The sequence below is a fragment of the Saccharothrix carnea genome (assembly GCF_003014735.1).
GTDB classification, from domain to species: Bacteria; Actinomycetota; Actinomycetes; order Mycobacteriales; family Pseudonocardiaceae; genus Actinosynnema; species Actinosynnema carneum.
Genome location: NZ_PYAX01000009.1, coordinates 294,904 through 314,049, shown reverse-complemented (window position 1 = coordinate 314,049; position 19,146 = coordinate 294,904). Strand labels below are relative to the sequence as shown.

The window sequence follows — 19,146 nt, the reverse complement described above, 5'->3', positions numbered from 1 at the left end:
CGCTCAGGACGTTCGACACGCGGGTCCTGAGCGTTCGACTCGCGGGTTAAGGGGTGGTGGTCCAGGCGTCGGAGAGGAGTTGGCGGGTCTCGCCGAGCAGTTGCGGCAGGACCTTGGTGTGGCCGATCACCGGCATGAAGTTCGCGTCGCCGCCCCAGCGCGGCACCACGTGCTGGTGCAGGTGGGCCGCGATGCCCGCGCCCGCCACCACGCCCTGGTTCATGCCGATGTTGAACCCGTGCGGCCCGGAGGCGGACCGGATCACCCGCATCGCCTTCTGGGTGAACGCGGCGAACTCCGCCGTCTCGGCCGCGGTCAGGTCCGTGTAGTCGGGCACGTGCCGGTACGGCAGCACCATCAGGTGACCGGGGTTGTACGGGTACAGGTTGAGCACCGCGAACACCAGCTCGCCACGCGCCAGGATCAGCCCCTCGGCGTCGTCCAGCCCGGTCACCCGGCAGAACGGGCACCCCTCCGGCTCGTCGCCGACCGCCTTGCCCTCGCCGCGCACGTACGAGAGGCGGTGCGGGGTCCACAACCGCTGCAACGCGTCGTCGACCCCGACCCCGTCCTGCTCCTCGTACTGCTGGGTCACTGGACGAGTTCCGCCGTGGGCGAGGCGTTCTCACGCCGTGCCACCCAGTCCACGATCGTCTCCACGGCCCGCTCGACCGACACGCCGTTGACCTGCGTGCCGTCGCGGAACCGGAACGACACCGCGCCCTGCTCCACGTCCTTGCCGCCCGCGAGCAGCATGAACGGCACCTTCTGCGTGGTGTGGTTGCGGATCTTCTTCTGCATCCGGTCGTCGGAGGCGTCCACCTCGACCCGGATGCCCTTCGCCTTGAGCTGCTTCGCCACCGCGAGCAGGTGGTCGACGTGCTCGTCCGCGATCGGGATGCCCACCACCTGCACCGGCGCGAGCCACGCCGGGAACGCGCCCGCGTAGTGCTCGGTCAGCACGCCGAAGAACCGCTCCACCGAGCCGAACAGCGCGCGGTGGATCATGACCGGGCGCTGCCGGTTGCCGTCCGGGCCGGTGTACTCCAGCTCGAACCGCTCGGGCAGGTTGAAGTCGACCTGGATGGTGGACATCTGCCAGGTGCGGCCCAGCGCGTCCTTGGCCTGCACGGAGATCTTCGGCCCGTAGAACGCCGCGCCGCCCGGGTCCGGCACCAGTTCGAGCCCGGAGTCCTCGGCCGCGACGCGCAGCGCCTCGGTCGCCTTCTCCCAGACCTCGTCGGAGCCCACGGACTTCTCCGGGTTGCGGGTCGACAGCTCCAGGTAGAAGTCGTCCAGGCCGTAGTCGCGCAGCAGCCCCAGCACGAAGGACAGCAGCGACTTCAGCTCGTCCTGCACCTGGTCGGGGGTGCAGAAGATGTGCGCGTCGTCCTGCGTCATGCCGCGCACGCGGGTGAGGCCGTGGATCACGCCGGACTTCTCGTACCGGTACACGCCGCCGAACTCGAACATGCGCAGCGGCAGCTCGCGGTAGGACCGCCCCCGCGACTTGAAGATCAAGTCGTGGAACGGGCAGTTCATCGGCTTGAGGTAGTAGTCCTGGCCGGGCTTGCGGACCGTGCCGTCCTCGTTCAGCTCGGCGTCGAGGTGCATCGCCGGGTACATGCCCTCGCGGTACCAGTCGAGGTGACCGGACGTCTCGAACAGGTTGCCCTTGGTGATGTGCGGCGAGTAGACGAACTCGTAGCCCTCTTCGGTGTGCCGGGCCCGCGAGTAGTCCTCCATGGCCTTGCGGATGATCCCGCCGCGCGGGTGGAACACCGCCAGGCCCGAGCCGATCTCGTCCGGGAAGCTGAACAGGTCCAGCTCGACGCCCAGCTTGCGGTGGTCGCGCCGCTCGGCCTCGGCCAGCAGCTCCAGGTGCGCGTCCAGCGCCTCCTGCGACTCCCACGCCGTGCCGTAGATGCGCTGCAGCTGCGGGTTCTTCTCGTTGCCGCGCCAGTACGCGGCGGCGACGCGGGTCAGCTTGAACGCCGGGATGTGCTTGGTCGTCGGCACGTGCGGGCCGCGGCACAGGTCGCCCCACACGCGGTCGCCGGAACGCGGGTCGAGGTTGTCGTAGATGGTCAGCTCGCCGCCGCCGACCTCCATGATCTCCGAGGAGTCGACATCGCTCTTGATGTCCACCAGTTCCAGCTTGAACGGCTCGGAGGCCAGTTCGGCCTTGGCGGCGTCGACCGACTCGACCACGCGGCGGTTGAACCGCTGCGCGCCCTTGATGATCGACTTCATGCGCTTCTCCAGCGCGGCGAGGTCCTCGGGCGTGAACGGCTTGTCGACCCGGAAGTCGTAGTAGAAGCCGTCCTTGACCGGCGGGCCGATGCCCAGCTTGGCCTCGGGGAACTGCTGCTGCACGGCCTGCGCGAGCACGTGCGCGGCGGAGTGCCGGATGACGCTGCGGCCGTCCTCGGTGTCGGCGGCGACCGCCTCGACCTCGACCTCGACCTGCGGCGTCCACGACAGGTCGCGCAGGTGGCCCTCGGGGTCGCGCACGACCACGACGGCGTCCGGGCCCTTGCCCGGCAGCCCCGCCTCACGCACCGCCGTCCCCGCGGTAGTCCCCGCCGGCACCACCACGCGAGGTGGGGCGAGAGCGGCTGCGGGACGTGGCTGGGACACGGTGACTCCTCGGTGCGCGTAGGTGCCTGCTTCGACGAGGATGTTATCGGTGCTCACCGAGTGGTTTTCCGGCGCACCGGGTCGGCCGCTCCGGTGTCCCGCGGATCACCCGGTCGGGTGGGTGTTCAGCCGCGGATCAGGGCGGGCAGCGCGTCGGCCGAGGTCACGGCACGTCCGGTGGTGCGTTCGTAGCGGCGGACGAGGTCGCGGTGGCGGACGCGGTGGCCGATCCCGCGGTCCACGGTGAGCAGGGGGTTGCGGCGCGGGGGCGGGAAGGTCGCGGCCAGGTCGGCGAGGAGGGCTTCGCGGTCGACGCCGGCGGTCTTGAGCACCCAGGCGACGCCGGGGTCCAGGGCGGTGAGGGCGAGGGCGAGGTGTTCGGGGCGGTGCTCGCGTTCGCGACGGGCCAGGGCCAGGCGCAACGACGCCTCGTACGCCGCTTGGGCGTCCAGGCCGAGCGGTGGGGTGAGGCGGGCGGAGCGCCGACGTGCCTTCGCCGCGCCGAACGGGAGGAGCGGTTCCCGGCGGGCGGGGCGGTCCAGCGCGCGGGTGCCGCCGAGCAGGCGGCCGAGGTCGACGCCGAGGGGCGCCAGGACGGCCTGGTCGACCGCGCCGCCCGCACCGAGCGGCGCGGCGAGGTGGGCCGCGTCCCGGATGGCGGCGGGCGTCGCGCCGTGACGGGCCAGGACGGCGGCGACCAGGCCTGCAGCGGTCGGGTCGGCGGTGAGCGGGTCGGGGGTGAGTGGGCCGGTGGCGAGGGCCGCCAGGAGGTGTTCGCTGCCGGTGCGCGGGTGGCCCAGGTCCATGGCGAGCTTGAGCGCGCGGCCGATGGTGCGGTTCAGGTCGGGGTGGTCGCCTCGGAACACCGGTCAGTCCTCTCGGCCGTACTTGCGGTGGACGGTCTGCTTGGTGACGCCCAGGCGGGTGGCGATGTCGCGCCACGACCAGCCGGCCCGGCGCGCGGCGGCGACGTGTTCGGCTTCCAGCTGGTCGACCAGCCGGCGCAGGCGGGCCACGGCGCGCAGCCCGGCGTCCGGGTCCTCGCCGTGCGCGGCCGGGTCGAGGTCGGCGATCGCAGCCATTTCGTCAGCATATGCTGACGCCTCCATAATCGTCAACACATGCTGACGCCGGGACTCACAGCCGACCTACAGCCGACCATCAGCATCCGCTCAGGTCGATCGCGCACCATGGCGGTCACCAGCACGGGAGAGCAGGAGTTCCGCCATGTCAGAGCCCGACCAGCCGCCACGCGCCAACCCGGAGCCACCCGCGGACGCCACCAAGCCCACGGCCACCCCTGTGCCGGACGCCGCCGGCCCCGAACCGGGCGGCTTGCCCGCCGGCGAGCAGGCCGCCGCACCGGGCGAACCAGTCGCCGCCCGACCGGCCACCGCTGAGGGCGAACCGGCCGCCGCCCAGCCAACACCGCCGCACCCCGCCTACGCCCCGCCGCCGCCCGGCAAGGGCGCGGCGCTCGGTCGGATCGTCAAGCACCGGGCGACCCAGCTCGTCGCGGTCGGCTTGCTCGGGCTCGTGCTCGGCGGCGGGATCGTGGCGTTGGCCGACCGCGACCACCGGCCGCGCTACGGCGTCGGCGCCGACCGGCCCGGCCACTCGCGGTTCGACGAGCGAGGCGAGCGAGGCGACCGGGGAGAACGCGGTCCCGAGCGCGGGCCGTGGCGCGATTTCGAGCGCTGAGGTCAGGACAGGAAGCCGCGCAGCAGCAGGGCCGTGCCGTCCAGGTGCTCGGCCATCGCCCGCCGCGCGGCCTCCGGGTCGCCCGCCACGATGTGGGTCACGATCAACTCGTGCTGCTCGTTGGAGTGCGCCAGGTTCGGCGGCAGGAGGGGAATCCGGTCCAGCAGGGCGTTGACCCGCGTCCGGGCGTCGGCGACGGCCGCCGTGAGCGAGGCCGACCCGGTCGCCTCGGCGATCGCCAGGTGCAGCCGCGAGTCCTTGCGCCGGTAGGAGTCCACCGACGCGTCACGGCACTCGGCCAGCCGCGACAGCAGGTTGCGCCGCTCCACCGGGCCCAGCGCACGGCCCGCCGCGCACTCCGCCGCACCCGTCTCCACCGCCCAGCGCAACGTCAACGCGTCCGCCAGCTCGGCGGGGTCGACCCGGCGGTCCGGCGCGGGCACCGGCAGCGGCGAGTTCACGAACGTCCCGCCGTAACGGCCGCGCCGGGACTCGACGTACCCGGCGTCCTGCAGTGACCGGATCGCCTCACGCAGTGTCACCCGGCTGACACCCAACCGGGTCGCCAGGTCACGTTCCGCGGGCAGCCGCTCCCCCGGCCCCACCACGCCGAGCCGGATCGCCTGCATGAGCCGCTCCACGGTCTCCTCGAACGCGTTGCCCGCCCGCACGGGGCGGAACAACGCGTCCTGCAACGGCATCACAGCGGTGTCACGTAGGCACCGGCGATACCGCCGTCCACCAGGAAGTTCGACGCGGTGATGAACGACGAGTCGTCACTGGCCAGGAACGCCACCGCCGCGGCGATCTCCTCCGGCTCGGCGAACCGGCCCAGCGGCACGTGCACCAGCCGCCGCGCGGCCCGCTCCGGGTCCTTGGCGAACAGCTCCCGCAGCAGCGGCGTGTTCACCGGTCCGGGTGACAGCGCGTTCACCCGGACGCCCTGCCGGGCGAACTGCACGCCCAGCTCGCGGCTCATCGCCAGCACACCGCCCTTGGACGCGGTGTACGAGATCTGGGACGTCGCCGCGCCCATCGTCGCCACGAACGACGCCGTGTTGATCACCGAGCCGCGCCCGCGTTCCAGCATGTGCGGGATCGCGTACTTGCAGCACAGGTACACCGACGTCAGGTTCACCTTCTGCACCCGGTCCCACGCCTCGATGCCCGTGGTCAGGATCGAGTCGTCGTCCGGCGGCGAGATGCCCGCGTTGTTGAACGCGACGTCCACCGACCCGTAAGTGTCCACAGTGGTCTGGTACAGCGCCGACACCTGCTCCTCGTCGGTCACGTCGACCTGGACGAACAGCCCGCCCACCTCGTCGGCCGCCGCCTTGCCCGTCTCCGCGTCGACGTCCGCGACGACGACCTTCGCCCCCTCCGACGCCAGCCGCCGCACCGAGGCCAGGCCGATGCCGCTGCCGCCGCCGGTCACCACGGCCACCCGACCCTCAAGTCGCTGAACCATTTCTCTCCCAATCAGTGAGCGATGAAGACGTTCTTGGTCTCGGTGAACGAGTCGAGGGCGTCGGGCCCCAGCTCACGTCCCAGCCCGGACTGCTTGAACCCGCCGAACGGGGTCCAGTACCGCACCGACGAGTGCGAGTTGACCGACAGGTTCCCCGACTCGACGGCACGCGAGACGCGCAGCGCCCGCCCCACGTCCCGCGTCCAGATCGACCCGGACAGGCCGTAGGCGCTGTCGTTGGCCAACCGCACCGCGTCCTCCTCGTCGGTGAACGGCAGCACGGCCACCACCGGCCCGAAGATCTCCTCCACGGCCGCCCGGTCACCGGGCGCGACGGGCGCGAGCACCGTGGGCGGGAACCAGAACCCCGCGCCGGTCGGCGCCGAGCCGCGGAACGCCACCGGCGCGTCGGCGGGCACGTACGACGCGACCTTCTCCCGGTGCGCCGCCGAGATCAGCGGCCCCATCTCGGTGGCCTCGTCCCCCGGCGCGCCGACCACGACGCCCTTGACCGCGGGTTCCAGCAACTCCATGAACCGGTCGTAGACCGACGCCTGCACCAGGATCCGGGACCGCGCGCAGCAGTCCTGGCCCGCGTTGTCGAACACGCCGTACGGCGCGGTGGCCGCGGCCCGTTCCAGGTCCGCGTCGGCGAACACGATGTTGGCCGACTTGCCGCCCAGCTCCAGCGTCACCCGCTTCACCTGCTCGGCGCACCCGGCCATGACCTGCTTGCCGACCCGCGTGGAACCGGTGAACACCACCTTGCGCACGTCCGGGTGCGTGACGAACCGCTGCCCCACGACCGGACCGGCGCCCGGCAGCACCTGGAACACGTCCTCGGGGATGCCCGCCTCCCGCGCCAGCGAGGCCAGGCGCAGAGCGGTCAACGGCGTCAGCTCGGCGGGCTTGAGCACCACCGCGTTCCCCGCCGCCAGCGCGGGTGCGAAACCCCACGCGGCGATCGGCATGGGGAAGTTCCACGGCACGATCACGCCGACCACGCCCACCGGCTCGTGGAACGTCACGTTCAGCCCGCCCGCCACCGGGATCTGCCTGCCGAACAGCCGTTCCGGCGCGGCCGAGTAGTAGTGCAGCACGTCGCGGGCGTTGCCGGCCTCCCACCGCGCGTTGCCGATGGTGTGCCCGGCGTTGAGCACCTCCAGCGCGGCCAGTTCCTCCAGCGCGCCGTCCACGGCCTCGGCGAACCGGCGCAGCAGTCGGGCCCGGTCACCGGGGGCGACCGCGCGCCACGCGGGCAACGCCGCCGAGGCGCGGGCGATCGCCGCGTCGGTCTCCTCCAGCGAGGCCAGCGGCACCGAGCGGACCACCTCCTCGGTGGCCGGGTTGATGACGTCGAACGTGGTCACTTCACTCCCCTGTCGCGGGTGGCCGCCACCAGTGCGGCGAACAAGCGGTCGTCTTCGGTGTCGGCCTCCGGGTGCGACTGCACGCCGAGCACGAACCGCGCGCCGGGCAGCTCCACCGCCTCCACGGTGCCGTCCGGCGCGCCCGCGACCACCCGCAGGCCGTCACCGAGCACGTCCAGCGCCTGGTGGTGGTGGCAGAACACGGTGGTGGCGAGGCCGACGATGCCGGCGAGCGCGGAACCGGGCGCGACCGCGATCCCGGTGTGCTCGAACACGGCGGGCGCCGGGTTGTGGCCCTCCACGTGCTGGATCAACGTGCCGCCCAACGCCACGTTGAGCACCTGCATGCCCCGGCACACCGCCAGCAGCGGCAGGTCCAGCTTCAACGCCGCACGCGCCAGGCTCAGCTCGACCGCGTCCCGCTCGGGCCGCGCGGGTCCGGTGCGCGGGTCGCGTGGCCGCCCGTACAGCGCCGGGTCGACGTCCGCGCCACCCGCCAGCACCAGGCCGTCGAGGAACGTGACGCTGTCCGCGTCCCACTCCCCGACCGGCGGCAGCAGCACGGGGTTGCCGCCCGCGCGCACGACCGAGTCGAGGTAGTCGCGGTGCAGCACGGCCGCCTCCACGTCCCAGACGCCGAACCGCACGCGTTCCAGGTAGGTGCTGACGCCGATCAACGGCCGTGCCCTAGAGCCGTTCGAAACCACGGATCCGCTCCCAGTCCGTCACCGACTTGTCGAACGCGGCCAGCTCGACCCGTGCCGCGTTGAGGTAGTGCTCCACCACGTCCTGCCCGAACGCCTCACGCGCCAGCTCGCTGCGCGCCAGCAACGACGCGGCGTCGCGCAGCGTGGCGGGCACGGTGGGTTTGTCGGAGCCGTAGGCGCTGCCCACGAACTCCTCCTCCAGCGGCAGCTCGTTGTCCACGCCGTGCAGGCCGGCCGCGATCAGCGCGGCGACGGCCAGGTACGGGTTGACGTCCGCGCCGGGCACCCGGTTCTCGAACCGCAGCGACTGGCCGTGCCCGACCACGCGCAGCGCGCACGTCCGGTTGTCCTTGCCCCAGGCCACCGCGGTCGGCGCGAAGCTGCCGGCCGCGAACCGCTTGTAGGAGTTGATGTTCGGCGCGAGGAAGTAGGTCAGCTCGCGCAGCGCGGCCAGCTGCCCGGCCATGAAGTGCTCCATGAGCTTCGAGACGCCGTGCCCCTCGGCGAACACCGGCTCGTCGTCGGCCGAGCGCAGGCTGAGGTGGATGTGGCAGGAGCTGCCCTCGCGCTCGTTGTACTTGGCCATGAACGTGATCGACTTGCCGTGCTGCGCCGCGATCTCCTTGGCGCCGGTCTTGTAGATGCTGTGGTTGTCGCACGTCGCCAGCGCCTCGGTGTAGCGGAACGCGATCTCGTGCTGGCCGGGGTTGCACTCGCCCTTGGCCGACTCGACCACCATGCCCGCGCCCGCCATGTGGTTGCGGATGGCGCGCAGCAGCGGCTCGATGCGGGCGGTGCCCAGCAGGGAGTAGTCCACGTTGTACTGGTTGGCCGGGGTGAGGTCGCGGTAGCCGCGGTCCCAGGCGTCCTCGTAGGTGTTGTCGAAGACGATGAACTCCAGCTCCGTGCCGACGAACGCGCGCAGCCCGCGCTCGGCGAGCCGGTCGAGCTGCCGCTTGAGGATCTGGCGTGGCGAGGCCACGACGGGCGAGCCGTCCTCCCACACCAGGTCGCACATGACCAGCGCGGTGCCCTCGTGCCACGGCACGCGGCGCAGCGTGGACAGGTCGGGCTTCATCACGAAGTCGCCGTAGCCGGTGTCCCACGACGACATGGCGTAGCCGCCGACGGTGTTCATCTCGACGTCCACGGCCAGCAGGTAGTCGCAGCCCTCGGCGGAGTGCGTCAGGATCTCGTCCAGGAAGTAGCGCGCGGCGCAGCGCTTGCCCTGCAGACGCCCCTGCATGTCGACGACGGCGACCAGCACCGTGTCGATCTCCCCGGCGTCCACGAGCACGCGCAACTCCTCCACGGCGAGCATCCCCGGTACCTCCAAAGGTATGTCAGCGAGCCATTGGACGCCTCATCTTGACACCTTCGAGTGAAGGCCGCCACACCCTGACTCGCCTGACTCTTCGGTCGGCCGCCTGTTGACACGGTCAGGTGACCCGCGCCACTCTCCCTGCAAAGGAGCGCGACTGACCCATTAGGGAGCGCAGATGGCCAAACACGTCGAGTACGAGAAGGTGGGCCGCGACTACCTGGAGCACCGGCAGCTCAAGCGGGGTGCCGCGGGCTGGGTGCTGTTGGCCGGGCTGGGGGTCTCGTACGTCATCTCCGGCGACTTCGCCGGGTGGAACTTCGGGCTCGCCCAGGGTGGCTGGGGCGGCCTGCTGGTCGCGACGGTCCTGATGGGCGCCATGTACACGTGCATGGTGTTCGGCCTGGCGGAACTGGCCGCCGCACTGCCCGTGGCCGGGGCCGGGTACGGCTTCGCGCGCCGCGCGCTGGGACCGCTGGGCGGTTTCGCCACGGGCATCGCGATCCTGGTCGAGTACGCCATCGCACCCGCCGCGATCGTCGTGTTCATCGGCGACTACGTGCAGGCGCTCGGGCTGTTCGGGCTCACCAGCTCTTGGCCGGTGTACCTGGTCTGCTACGCGATCTTCGTCGGCGTGCACCTTTACGGCGTCGGCGAGGCGTTGCGGCTGATGTTCGTGATCACCGGGGTCGCGGTGGTCGCGCTGATCGCGTTCGTGGTCGGGATGATCCCGAAGTTCGACTCCGACAAGCTGTTCGACATCGGGGACGGCAGCTTCCTGCCGTTCGGTGTGAGCGGGGCGTTGGGCGCGCTGGTGTTCGCGATCTGGTTCTTCCTCGCGGTCGAGGGCGTGCCGCTGGCGGCCGAGGAGGCGCGCGACCCGAAGAAGGACATGCCGCGCGGGATCATCGCGGCGGTGCTGGCGCTGCTGGTGTTCGCGGCGGCGATCCTGGTGCTCGCGCCGGGCGGTGCGGGGTCGGCGGCGTTGATGTCGTCCGGCAACCCGCTGCCCGAGGCGGTGCGCGCGGCCTACGGCGGCGACAACGCGCTGGCGCGGATCGTGAACTACGTGGGTCTGGCCGGGCTCGTGGCGTCGTTCTTCTCGATCATCTTCGCGTACTCGCGGCAGCTGTTCGCGCTGTCGCGCGCGGGTTACCTGCCGCGCTGGCTGTCGAAGACCGGCAGGCGCAAGACGCCGTACCTGGCGCTGATCGTGCCGGGCACCATCGGGTTCGTTCTGGCGGCGATCCTGAAGAGCGGCGCGACGCTGATCAACGTCGCGGTGTTCGGGGCGGCGCTGTCGTACGTGCTGATGATGGTGTCGCACATCGTGCTGCGGGTGCGTGAGCCCGGCCTGGCGCGGCCGTACCGGACACCGGGCGGCGTCGTCACCACCGGTGTGGCGCTGGTGCTCGCGGTGGCGGCGGTCGTGGCGACGTTCTTCGTGGACGAGCTGGCCGCCGGGATCACGGCGGGCATCGTCGTGGTGGCGTTGGCGTACTTCTGGTTCTACAGCCGCCACCACCTGGTGGCCGCCGCGCCGGAGGAGGAGTTCGCCGCCATCGCCCAGGCCGAGCGGGAGCTGAAGGACTGACGGGCGGGGTCGGGTGGCGGCTGTGCACCGCCACCCGACCACTCACCAGCGGTCGACGTGCGGGTACGGGAACTCCCGACCGTCGGCGCGGACGATCGCGGCGAACTCGTCGAGCGGTCGCGTGATGTCGCCGTAGCGGACCAGGTCGTCGCGGAACAGCGTGCCGCAGTTCAGATCGATGCCGACGTCGTGCCGCGTCCCGTCCGGGTAGCCGACGACGATCACGTACTGCGCCCACCCGATCAGCGTGCAAGCGCGCGGGTAGTCACCTGGGTACGGCTCGTCCTCCGCGGCCAGCGCGTTCATCGCCCGGACCACGTTGGCGACGTCGTGACCGATCTCCACGCGGAAGTAGGCACCCTCCCCGCCGCCGTACACACACGCCAGGGCGTTCACCGCGGACTCGTGCGCCACCGGACCATCAGGTCCGCGCCATCCCACGTGATGGCCCGGCTCCGGGGGGCAGTCGAGCACCGGCGTCACCGCGATCGGCGGAGGAGCGGTGGCGACCGGGCTCTCCTCCCGCACGGAACCGAACCACTGGGTACCGACCAACGCGCCCGCGGTCAGCGCGACGACCACCCCCGCCGCCACCACCCCGCGAGTCCGGCGCCGCCGCCGCACCCGTCGACCCACCTCCGCCACCCGGTCGACCTCCGGCAGGTCCGGCACGGCGTCGACCAGCAGTTCGCGCAAGCCCTTCACAGCACTACTCCCTCGTCCACCAACGTCCTGAGCACGGCGTCCTCCCGCAGCACGGCGAGCGCACGCGACGTGTGCGTCTTGATCGACCCGGTCGAGCAGCCCAGCACCCGGGCCGCGTCCTCCACGCTGCAGTCCTCGAAGAACCTCAGCACCACCACCGCCCGCTGCCGGCTGCTCAACCGCGCGAGCCTGGCCCGCACGGCCAGCCGCACGACCGCGTCGCCCTCCACGTCGTCCCGCGTCACGGTGTCCGGCACCGCGACCGACGGCGTCTCCGCCCGCCACCGCCGCCGCCACCAGGTCATGTACGTCGTGTAGAGCACCCGCCGGGCGTAGGCGCCCGGCTCGTCGACCTTCGACCAGCGCTCCCACAGCCGCACGAGCGCCACCTGCACCAGGTCCTCGGCCTTGTGGGCGTCGCCGGTGAGCAACCACGCCGCGCGGACCAGCGAGTCGGACCGTTCGGCGACGAACTCGGCGAACCCTTCGGGAGACCCCGGATCACTGCGCATCGTTTACCTCCACCCCCAAGACGACGTGGCCGCGGGAGTCGGTTGACACGAGGTCACCACGGTTCCACCTATCGTGGAATACAGGTCCTCTCATAAGTGGGCACCCCTTGACAACAGGGACCCACCCACGAGGAGGCACGGAGACATGAAGCGCAGGACGTTCACGTCAGGTCTGGCAGTCGCGGCACTCTTGGCCACGGCCACGCCCGCCCTCGCCACCCAGACCTTCCAAGACCGGGTTTTGAGCCTGACGAACGGGGAACGCGCCGCCGTAGGCTGCCCGGCCCTCACCGCGAACGCCCGACTCGACGCGGCGGCCAGGCGGCACAGCGACGACATGGCACGCACCGGCAACTTCAGCCACACCGGCTCGGACGGCAGCACAGCGGGACAACGCGTCACCGACGCGGGGTACACCTATCGGCTGATGGCGGAGAACATCGCGGCCGGCCAGGGCACCGCAGAGGAGGTCGTGCGCGCCTGGATGAACAGCGAGAGCCACCGCGCCAACATCGTGAACTGCGAACTGCGCGAGCTCGGCGTCGCCCACGCCGTGGACGGCAACAACAAGTCCTACTGGACACAGGACTTCGGTGCCCCGGGCTGATCGTCGGCGGGACTGCCCCCGCCGGGCTCTTCCCGGCACCGGTCCGTTCCCCGGCCGTAGCGCCGGGTGACCGCTCGGTCGTCGCCTTCGGTCGCGAGATCGCGGTCCTGAGCCGTACCGGTGCCGGGGAGTGGGGCCTCAGCAGTGGACCGAGGCGAGCAACCCGATCACCTCCTCCCCCGGCACGTCGGCGGGAAGCGGGTTGTAGGACAGCGTCGCCCGCGTGCCGTCGTCCGCGCGCGTGGCGTAGGTGCGGTAGCCGATCAGCTCGCCGCCGTGACCCCAGATCGAACGGCCGCACGGCAGGTCGAACCGCTGCAGCCCCAGGCCGTAGGCGAAGATCGTGCCGGTGTCGTCCACGGTCTGCCGCATCGCGTCGAGGGACGCCGCGCTGGTCAGCCGCCCGCTCAGGAGCGCGTCGAAGAACCGGTTGAGGTCTTCGGCGGTGGAGATCATCTCGCCCGCCGCCCAGTCGAGGGTCGGGTTCATCGAGGTCGCGTCGACCAGCCGCCCATCGACCTGCGTGTAGCCGCGGGCGTGAGGGTGCGGCAGGCCGGGACGCCATCCCGGCACGGTGGTGTGCGCCAGGCCGAGCGGGCGCAGGACGCGGGCGCGCACCTCGTCGCCGTACGTCCGGCCGGTCACGCGTTCGATCAGCATCCCGGCGACGATGTAGTTGGTGTTCGAGTAGTGCCACCCCTCCCCCGGGTCGAAGTAGGACTCCCGCGCGAACGCGACATCCAGCAGCTCCTGCGGGCGGTAGCTCCGGAACCGGTCCGCGCCGCGCCACCGGTTGGTCGAGTAGCCCTCCTCGTGCGCGTAGTCGTAGAAGCCGCTGGTGTGGTTGAGCACCTGGCGCACGGTGGCGCGGTCGCCGTTCTCGCCCTTCGGCACACCGGCCACGTACCGGTCCACGGGGTCGTCCAGCCCGACCTTGCCCTCGTCCACGAGCTGCAGCACGACGGTGGCCACGAACGTCTTGGTCGCGCTGCCGATCCGGAAGTACCCGCCGACCGACGCCTCACCCGCCGCGTCCGCGCGGGTGCCGGTGGAGTCCTGCACGGTCAGCAGCGCCCCGGAGGCCCAGCCTTGCTCGACCCACCCGTCCAGTGCGGGAAACGTGCTGGTCACGGCCAGGACGACCCCGGCAATCGCAGTGTTGATCATCACGACGGCAACGCTAGGTCGCCGCACGGCGGCCGACCATGAGGAGCACCACCCGGTCGGGTGTGGAGAACCACAGCGGAGATGTGCCCACCGGGGACGGCCCTGGCAGGATCGGGGCGTGAGTGACATTCAACGTGTTGGAGTGGTGGGATCGGGCCTGATGGGCTCCGGCATCGCCGAGGTCTGCGCGCGGGCCGGGCTGGACGTGCTGGTCGCCGAGGTCAGCCCGGACGCCACGGAGGTCGCGCGGGGGCGGATCGCCTCTTCGCTCGGCCGTGGCGTGCGCAGCGGCAAGCTGTCCGCCGAGGACCGGGACGCCGCACTGGAGCGCCTGCGGTTCACCACCGACCTCGCCGACTTCGCCGACCGGAACCTGGTCGTGGAAGCCGTCGCGGAGAACGAGCAGGTCAAGACCGAGGTGTTCGCGGCGCTGGACAAGGTCGTCGTGGACGCGGACGCGATCTTCGCGTCCAACACCTCCTCGATCCCGATCATGAAGCTGGGCATGGCCACCGGCCGCCCCGAGCAGGTCATCGGCGTGCACTTCTTCAACCCGGTGCCGGTGTTGAAGCTGGTGGAGCTGGTGCCGTCGCTGCTGACCGGCGAGCGGACCAAGGCCAGGGCCGAGGAGTTCGTGACCGGGGTGCTGCACAAGGAGGTCATCCGCTCGCAGGACCGGGCCGGGTTCGTGGTCAACGCCCTGCTGATCCCCTACCTGCTGTCGTCGATCCGGATGCTGGAGTCCGGCTTCGCCAGCGCCGAGGACATCGACAACGGCATGGTGCTCGGCTGCGCGCACCCGATGGGTCCGCTGCGCCTGACCGACCTGATCGGCCTGGACACCACCAAGGCCATCGCCGAGTCGATGTACGAGGAGTTCAAGGAGCCGCTGTACTCGCCGCCGCCACTGCTGCTGCGCATGGTGGACGCGGGGCTGCTGGGCAAGAAGAGCGGGCGCGGGTTCCACAACTACGCGTCCTGAGCCGGACGCCCGACCGCGCGCGGGGCCGTCGATCCTGGTGATCGGCGGCCCCGTCCGCTTGTCCGGACCGCTTTACCACACCGGGTCGCCACCGTCACGCGAACAACGCGGCGAACAATTAACAGCAACGTCTTGAATGGTGGAACGCATTAGTCGGCGAACGTTCGACCGTACCTCGGGCGGCACTGGGGACGAAATGCCACGATCCGTCATCGAACCCCGGCACGCCATTAGTGCGAAAGACTGACGAAGGTCTAGTCAATAGGCCGTTCGGAGTAGTCTTGATTACCGTCCTCTTCCTCGTGACCACTGATCGACAGGACCTGTGACCTGCCTTTAGAGTGCCCTACGTCACGCTACGGCCGCCTGGTGGACAAGATTGCTTCGCCTAGCGTAACTTTCGACTCGCCCCCCACGAGGAGAACCCCGCCTTGGACCCTCAAAAAGTATCCATACGCGATTTCACGGGCCGACAGCTCAGTGCCCTGATGCATTCTTTGGGCATCACGGAAAACACCGTCAAATCCGTGGGATTGCTCGCGGACGCGCTCGGTCCCGGTGGCCTGCGCCCGGTTTCCGCCAGCCCGGCCTGGCCCTCCGACGTCGCGGACGACCACACCCCGGTCGAGTTCTCCACGGCGTTCGCGGCAGGAGAGTCCCCGATCCTCCGCACGATCGTCGAACCCACCGCGACCAGGCCTTCCCGTGCGGCCAACACCGCTGCGGCGCTCGCCGCGCTCGACCGGATGCGACACCGGGAGAACCTGGACACCCGCCGTTTCGACGCGGTCAAGGGCCTGTTCCTGCCGGACCACCCGGAAAGCGATTTCACGTTCTGGTACTCGCTGGTGTTCCGCGCCGACGAGGCGCCCGCGGTGAAGGTCTACTTCAACCCGGAAGTGCGCGGCGAGGCCGCCGCCGAGGGGTTGATCCGGGAAGCGCTGAGCCGGACCGGTTTCGCCGCCGGTTTCCCGGTACTGCGCGCTCAGGCGGTGACCAGGCCCGGACTTGACAAATATTCGTTCTTCGCACTCGACCTGGTGGAACAACGACGGGCCCGGGTGAAGGTCTACATCTCCCACCACGCCGCGGATGTAACGGACGTCACGCGTGCCGCGAAGGCCGCGCGGGGTGTCGATGTGGACAGGGTGCCCGATTTCTGCCTCCTCACCGGTGGCAGCACCGGAACGTTCGACCGGCGCCCGCTGATTTCCAGCTACACGTTCCTGGACGGCGACGCGCGGGCACCGAGCGGCTATTCCCTGTACGTGCCGATCCGCGACTACGTCACCGATGACGAAGAAGCACGCAGGCGGGTGCTCGCGGTGATGGCCAAGTACGACCTCGACCCAACGCAGTTCGACAGCGCGCTGCGCACCATCGCGCGTCGACCGCTGGACGAGGGCGTCGGCCTGATCGCCCACGTGTCGCTGCGCATGGGCAGGCCGCGCCCCGGCATCACCGTCTACCTCTCCTCCGAGGCCTACGACACGGCCTCACCCCGTTCGATCAGCCTGGCAGGCTAGGAGTCACCCATGCCCACGATGGAGCCGTACCGCATCAAGGTCGTGGAGCCCATCCCGATCACCACGCGCGCGCACCGCGAGCGGGCGCTGGCCGCCGCCGGGTACAACCCGTTCAACCTCGCCGCCACCGATGTGACGATCGACCTGCTCAGCGACTCGGGCACCGGCGCCCTGTCGGCCGAGCAGCAGGCGGCGGGACTGCGTGGTGACGAGACCTACGCGGGTGCGCGCTCCTACTACCGGTTCCGCGACGTGGTGCACGACCTGACCGGCTACCCGCACGCGTTCCCCGTCCACCAGGGACGCGCGGCCGAGCGGATCCTGTTCACCGCGCTGCTCAAGCCGGGCCAGGTCAGCGTCAGCAACACGCACTTCGACACCACGCGCGCGAACGTCGAGATCCTCGGCGGTCAGGCCGTCGACCTGCCGTGCCGGGCCGCCGGAGACCTCGACGACGACGCGCCGTTCAAGGGCGACATCGACCTGGAGGCGCTGGAAGCCATCCTGTCCGGCCCTCGGGACGTCGCCGTCGTCGTGCTCACCATCACCAACAACGGTGGTGGCGGTCAGCCGGTGTCGATGGCCAACATCAAGGCGGCGGGTGAGATCGCCCGCCGCCACGGTGTGCCGTTCTTCCTCGACGCGGCGCGGTTCGCGGAGAACGCGTGGCTGGTCACGCAGCGGGAGCCGGGCTACGAGCACCACACGCCGCGGCAGGTCGCGGAAGAGGCGTTCCGGCTGGCCGACGGGTGCGTGGCGAGCCTGAAGAAGGACGCCATCGTCCACATGGGAGGGTTGCTCGCGATCCGCGACCCCGAGCTGGCCGCCAAGTGCGAGCTGCTGCTGATCGCGACCGAGGGCTTCCGCACGTACGGCGGTCTCGCCGGTCGCGACCTGGAGATGCTGGCGCAGGGCCTGCTGGAGGTGACCGACCCGGAGTACCTGCGGGCCCGGGCCGACGCCACGGCGTACGTGGCCGACCTGGCCAAGGCCGCGGGGGTGGACAGCGTGCGGCCGACCGGCGTGCACGCGGTGTACCTCAACGCCGGGCGCCTGCTGCCGCACCTGCCGCCGAGCCGATTCCCGGGGTTCGCCCTGGCCACCGAGCTGTACCTGGCGGGCGGCATCCGGTGCGCGGAACTGGGTTCGCTGTACCTCGGCGAGCTGGACGAGGTGGGCGAACTGGTCAAGCCCGCGCCGTACGAGCTGGTCCGCCTCGCCATCCCGCGCCGGGTCTACACGCAGAGCCACCTGGAGTACGTCGGCGAGACGCTGGCGGAGATCGCGAAGGACCCCGAGCGGGTGCCCGGGTACCGGCTGACGCACGTGCCGAAGCTGTTGCGGCACTTCAACTGCCGGCTCGAACCGGTGGTGTGACGCGGGACGGGTGGCCGTTCGCGGTCACCCGTCACCCCGTCCGGCCTACGCCATGGCGTCGAGCCGGTCCATCGTGTGCTTGATCAGGCTCACCAGCACGGTCTTGGCCGACTCGCGGTCCCGCGCGTCGCACAGCACCAGCGGGATGGCGGCGTCCACGTCCAGGGCCCGGCGCACCTCGTCGACCTCGTAGCTGTGCGCGCCCTCGAAGCAGTTCACCGCGATGATGAACGGGATGCCGCGCCGCTCGAAGAAGTCGATCGAGGGGAAGCTGCTGTCCAGCCGCCGCGTGTCGACCAGGATCACCGCGCCGATCGCGCCGTAGGCCAGCTCGTCCCACATGAACCAGAACCGGTTCTGGCCCGGGGTGCCGAACAGGTACAGCACCACCTCGGGGTTGATGGTGATGCGGCCGAAGTCGAGGGCGACCGTGGTCGTCTCCTTGGACTCCAGGCCGAGCACGTCGTCGACGCCGACACCGGCCTCGGTGAGCAGCTCCTCGGTGTGCAGCGGCGGTATCTCGCTGACCGAGTTGACCATCGTCGTCTTCCCGGTGCCGAAGCCACCGGCGATGACGATCTTCACTGGGGTGGGTACGAGCAGTTCCCCACCCGGCCGCTCAGATTCCACGGACACCATCCAACACCGCCTGGAGCAGGTTCCGGTCCGGCACTTGCGGGACTCGGGAGGGGTCTCGGATCACGACGTCACCGCGTTGGATGAGATCGCTCAACAGCACCTTGACGACGACGAGCGGCACGTCGAGGTACGCGGCCACCTCGGCGACGGACAACGGGCGACGGCAGAGCTCCATGATCTCCATGTGCTCGACCGACAGCGCGTCCGGGTCCGAGGGCGACGGCATCGCGCGCACCTGCGTCACCAGGTGCAGTTCCGGTCGCAGCGGGCGGGTACGACCCCGCACCATCGCGTACGGGCGGACCAACGGGCCCGCGGCCTCGTCGTACCACCAGTCCTCGCGGCCGGCCATCAGGAGGACCTTCGGGCGGCGGGCAGGCTCGCCGCGGCGGTGCCGCGCGGTGCCGAGGACAGGTACGTGCCGACGCGCTTGACGAGCATGTTCATCTCGTAGGCGATCATGCCCATGTCGGAGTCCTCTTCGCCCAGGACGGCCAGGCAGGCGCCGTGGCCGGCCGCGGTGACGAAGAGGTAGGCGTGCTCCATCTCGACGATGGTCTGCCGCACGGCGCCGCCGCCGAAGTGCCGCCCGGTGCCGCGGGCCAGGCTCTGGAACGCCGACGCCATCGCCGACAGGTGGTCCGAGTCGTCCTTCGACAGCCCGGGTGAGCGGCCCAGCAGCAGACCGTCGGCCGAGAGGACCACCGCGTGCCGAGCTCCGACCACCCGGCCGACCAGGTCCTCCAACAACCAGTTCAGTTCGTTGTGCTGGCTGGTCATGTCGTTCATCGGGTTGCCTTTCCGGTTTCCAGTCGTCCGGCCACTGCTGC

Annotated in this window: 21 protein-coding genes; 6 read left to right on the top strand and 15 right to left on the bottom strand. The window is 70.8% G+C overall.

Features of this window, described 5'->3' with window-relative positions:
* Nucleotides 1-46: 46 nt before the first annotated feature.
* The 4 genes from B0I31_RS26810 to B0I31_RS26795 all read right to left on the bottom strand — a co-directional run bounded on the left by B0I31_RS26810 (nt 47) and on the right by B0I31_RS26795 (nt 3,722).
* Nucleotides 47-595 carry an HIT family protein gene (locus B0I31_RS26810; RefSeq protein WP_106618148.1) on the bottom strand — a complete coding sequence of 183 codons (549 nt, stop codon included), beginning with the start codon at nt 593-595 and terminating at the stop codon, nt 47-49.
* Entirely contained in the window at nt 592-2,640 is a 2,049-nt protein-coding gene (gene thrS, locus B0I31_RS26805) for a threonine--tRNA ligase (RefSeq protein ID WP_245950452.1), read from the bottom strand. Before thrS ends, B0I31_RS26810 begins: the two co-directional genes overlap by 4 nt.
* Before the next feature lie 125 nt (nt 2,641-2,765).
* Nucleotides 2,766-3,506, bottom strand: coding sequence for a Clp protease N-terminal domain-containing protein (locus tag B0I31_RS26800; RefSeq protein WP_106618146.1), 741 nt, complete (start codon nt 3,504-3,506; stop codon nt 2,766-2,768).
* A gap of 3 nt (nt 3,507-3,509) precedes the next feature.
* Nucleotides 3,510-3,722 carry a helix-turn-helix domain-containing protein gene (locus B0I31_RS26795; RefSeq protein WP_106618145.1) on the bottom strand — a complete coding sequence of 71 codons (213 nt, stop codon included), beginning with the start codon at nt 3,720-3,722 and terminating at the stop codon, nt 3,510-3,512.
* A 145-nt stretch (nt 3,723-3,867) separates the two neighbouring features.
* On the opposite strand from B0I31_RS26795, the gene B0I31_RS26790 reads away from it, so the two are divergent.
* Nucleotides 3,868-4,341 (top strand): hypothetical protein, encoded by a 474-nt coding sequence (locus B0I31_RS26790; RefSeq protein WP_106618144.1) that lies wholly within the window; start codon nt 3,868-3,870, stop codon nt 4,339-4,341.
* Between the two features lie 2 nt (nt 4,342-4,343).
* Here the strand turns inward: B0I31_RS26790 and B0I31_RS26785 are convergent, their stop codons facing one another.
* Genes B0I31_RS26785 through B0I31_RS26765 form a run of 5 tightly spaced genes read right to left on the bottom strand, consistent with a single transcriptional unit; the run spans nt 4,344 to nt 9,207 of the window.
* Nucleotides 4,344-5,042 carry a FadR/GntR family transcriptional regulator gene (locus B0I31_RS26785; protein ID WP_181320407.1) on the bottom strand — a complete coding sequence of 233 codons (699 nt, stop codon included), beginning with the start codon at nt 5,040-5,042 and terminating at the stop codon, nt 4,344-4,346.
* The gene (locus B0I31_RS26780; protein WP_106618142.1) at nt 5,042-5,809 is read right to left on the bottom strand and encodes a 3-oxoacyl-ACP reductase; all 768 of its coding nucleotides are present in this window, start codon (nt 5,807-5,809) and stop codon (nt 5,042-5,044) included. The genes B0I31_RS26785 and B0I31_RS26780 overlap by 1 nt, the downstream gene beginning before the upstream one ends.
* An 11-nt stretch (nt 5,810-5,820) precedes the next feature.
* A complete protein-coding gene (locus tag B0I31_RS26775; RefSeq protein WP_106618141.1) occupies nt 5,821-7,179 on the bottom strand; it encodes an aldehyde dehydrogenase family protein in 1,359 nt (452 codons plus the stop codon).
* Complete coding sequence (locus tag B0I31_RS26770) at nt 7,176-7,886, bottom strand: gamma-glutamyl-gamma-aminobutyrate hydrolase family protein (RefSeq protein ID WP_106618140.1); 711 nt, start codon at nt 7,884-7,886, stop codon at nt 7,176-7,178. Before B0I31_RS26770 ends, B0I31_RS26775 begins: the two co-directional genes overlap by 4 nt.
* The gene (locus B0I31_RS26765) at nt 7,867-9,207 is read right to left on the bottom strand and encodes a glutamine synthetase family protein (RefSeq protein WP_106618139.1); all 1,341 of its coding nucleotides are present in this window, start codon (nt 9,205-9,207) and stop codon (nt 7,867-7,869) included. Before B0I31_RS26765 ends, B0I31_RS26770 begins: the two co-directional genes overlap by 20 nt.
* Before the next feature lie 178 nt (nt 9,208-9,385).
* Here B0I31_RS26765 and eat point away from each other — a divergent pair, with 178 nt between their 5' ends.
* Nucleotides 9,386-10,801 carry an ethanolamine permease gene (gene eat / locus B0I31_RS26760; RefSeq protein WP_106618138.1) on the top strand — a complete coding sequence of 472 codons (1,416 nt, stop codon included), beginning with the start codon at nt 9,386-9,388 and terminating at the stop codon, nt 10,799-10,801.
* 42 nt (nt 10,802-10,843) lie between these two features.
* On the opposite strand, the gene B0I31_RS26755 is transcribed toward eat, so the two are convergent.
* Nucleotides 10,844-11,506: a hypothetical protein gene (locus B0I31_RS26755; RefSeq protein WP_106618137.1), complete on the bottom strand. Its 663-nt coding sequence runs from the start codon at nt 11,504-11,506 to the stop codon at nt 10,844-10,846.
* Nucleotides 11,503-12,018 (bottom strand): SigE family RNA polymerase sigma factor, encoded by a 516-nt coding sequence (locus B0I31_RS26750; RefSeq protein WP_106618136.1) that lies wholly within the window; start codon nt 12,016-12,018, stop codon nt 11,503-11,505. Before B0I31_RS26750 ends, B0I31_RS26755 begins: the two co-directional genes overlap by 4 nt.
* 145 nt (nt 12,019-12,163) lie before the next feature.
* Here B0I31_RS26750 and B0I31_RS26745 point away from each other — a divergent pair, with 145 nt between their 5' ends.
* Nucleotides 12,164-12,625, top strand: a complete 462-nt coding sequence (locus B0I31_RS26745; protein ID WP_106618135.1) for a CAP domain-containing protein — start codon at nt 12,164-12,166, stop codon at nt 12,623-12,625.
* Nucleotides 12,626-12,763: 138 nt separating this feature from the next.
* Here B0I31_RS26745 and B0I31_RS26740 read toward each other — a convergent pair whose 3' ends face one another.
* Nucleotides 12,764-13,792 carry a serine hydrolase domain-containing protein gene (locus tag B0I31_RS26740; protein ID WP_106618259.1) on the bottom strand — a complete coding sequence of 343 codons (1,029 nt, stop codon included), beginning with the start codon at nt 13,790-13,792 and terminating at the stop codon, nt 12,764-12,766.
* Between the two features lie 118 nt (nt 13,793-13,910).
* Here B0I31_RS26740 and B0I31_RS26735 point away from each other — a divergent pair, with 118 nt between their 5' ends.
* The 3 genes from B0I31_RS26735 to B0I31_RS26725 all read left to right on the top strand — a co-directional run bounded on the left by B0I31_RS26735 (nt 13,911) and on the right by B0I31_RS26725 (nt 17,677).
* Nucleotides 13,911-14,774, top strand: a complete 864-nt coding sequence (locus B0I31_RS26735; protein WP_106618134.1) for a 3-hydroxybutyryl-CoA dehydrogenase — start codon at nt 13,911-13,913, stop codon at nt 14,772-14,774.
* A 527-nt stretch (nt 14,775-15,301) separates the two neighbouring features.
* Nucleotides 15,302-16,300 carry a tryptophan dimethylallyltransferase family protein gene (locus B0I31_RS26730; protein WP_219910808.1) on the top strand — a complete coding sequence of 333 codons (999 nt, stop codon included), beginning with the start codon at nt 15,302-15,304 and terminating at the stop codon, nt 16,298-16,300.
* Between the two features lie 9 nt (nt 16,301-16,309).
* Nucleotides 16,310-17,677, top strand: coding sequence for a tryptophanase (locus tag B0I31_RS26725; RefSeq protein ID WP_106618132.1), 1,368 nt, complete (start codon nt 16,310-16,312; stop codon nt 17,675-17,677).
* A gap of 45 nt (nt 17,678-17,722) precedes the next feature.
* On the opposite strand, the gene B0I31_RS26720 is transcribed toward B0I31_RS26725, so the two are convergent.
* The 3 genes from B0I31_RS26720 to B0I31_RS26710 are packed head-to-tail and all read right to left on the bottom strand — an operon-like array spanning nt 17,723 to nt 19,105.
* Nucleotides 17,723-18,316, bottom strand: a complete 594-nt coding sequence (locus B0I31_RS26720) for a GTP-binding protein (protein ID WP_106618131.1) — start codon at nt 18,314-18,316, stop codon at nt 17,723-17,725.
* Nucleotides 18,297-18,668 carry a DUF742 domain-containing protein gene (locus B0I31_RS26715; protein ID WP_053718070.1) on the bottom strand — a complete coding sequence of 124 codons (372 nt, stop codon included), beginning with the start codon at nt 18,666-18,668 and terminating at the stop codon, nt 18,297-18,299. Before B0I31_RS26715 ends, B0I31_RS26720 begins: the two co-directional genes overlap by 20 nt.
* Entirely contained in the window at nt 18,668-19,105 is a 438-nt protein-coding gene (locus B0I31_RS26710) for a roadblock/LC7 domain-containing protein (RefSeq protein ID WP_053718071.1), read from the bottom strand. Before B0I31_RS26710 ends, B0I31_RS26715 begins: the two co-directional genes overlap by 1 nt.
* Between the last annotated feature and the right edge of the window lie 41 nt (nt 19,106-19,146).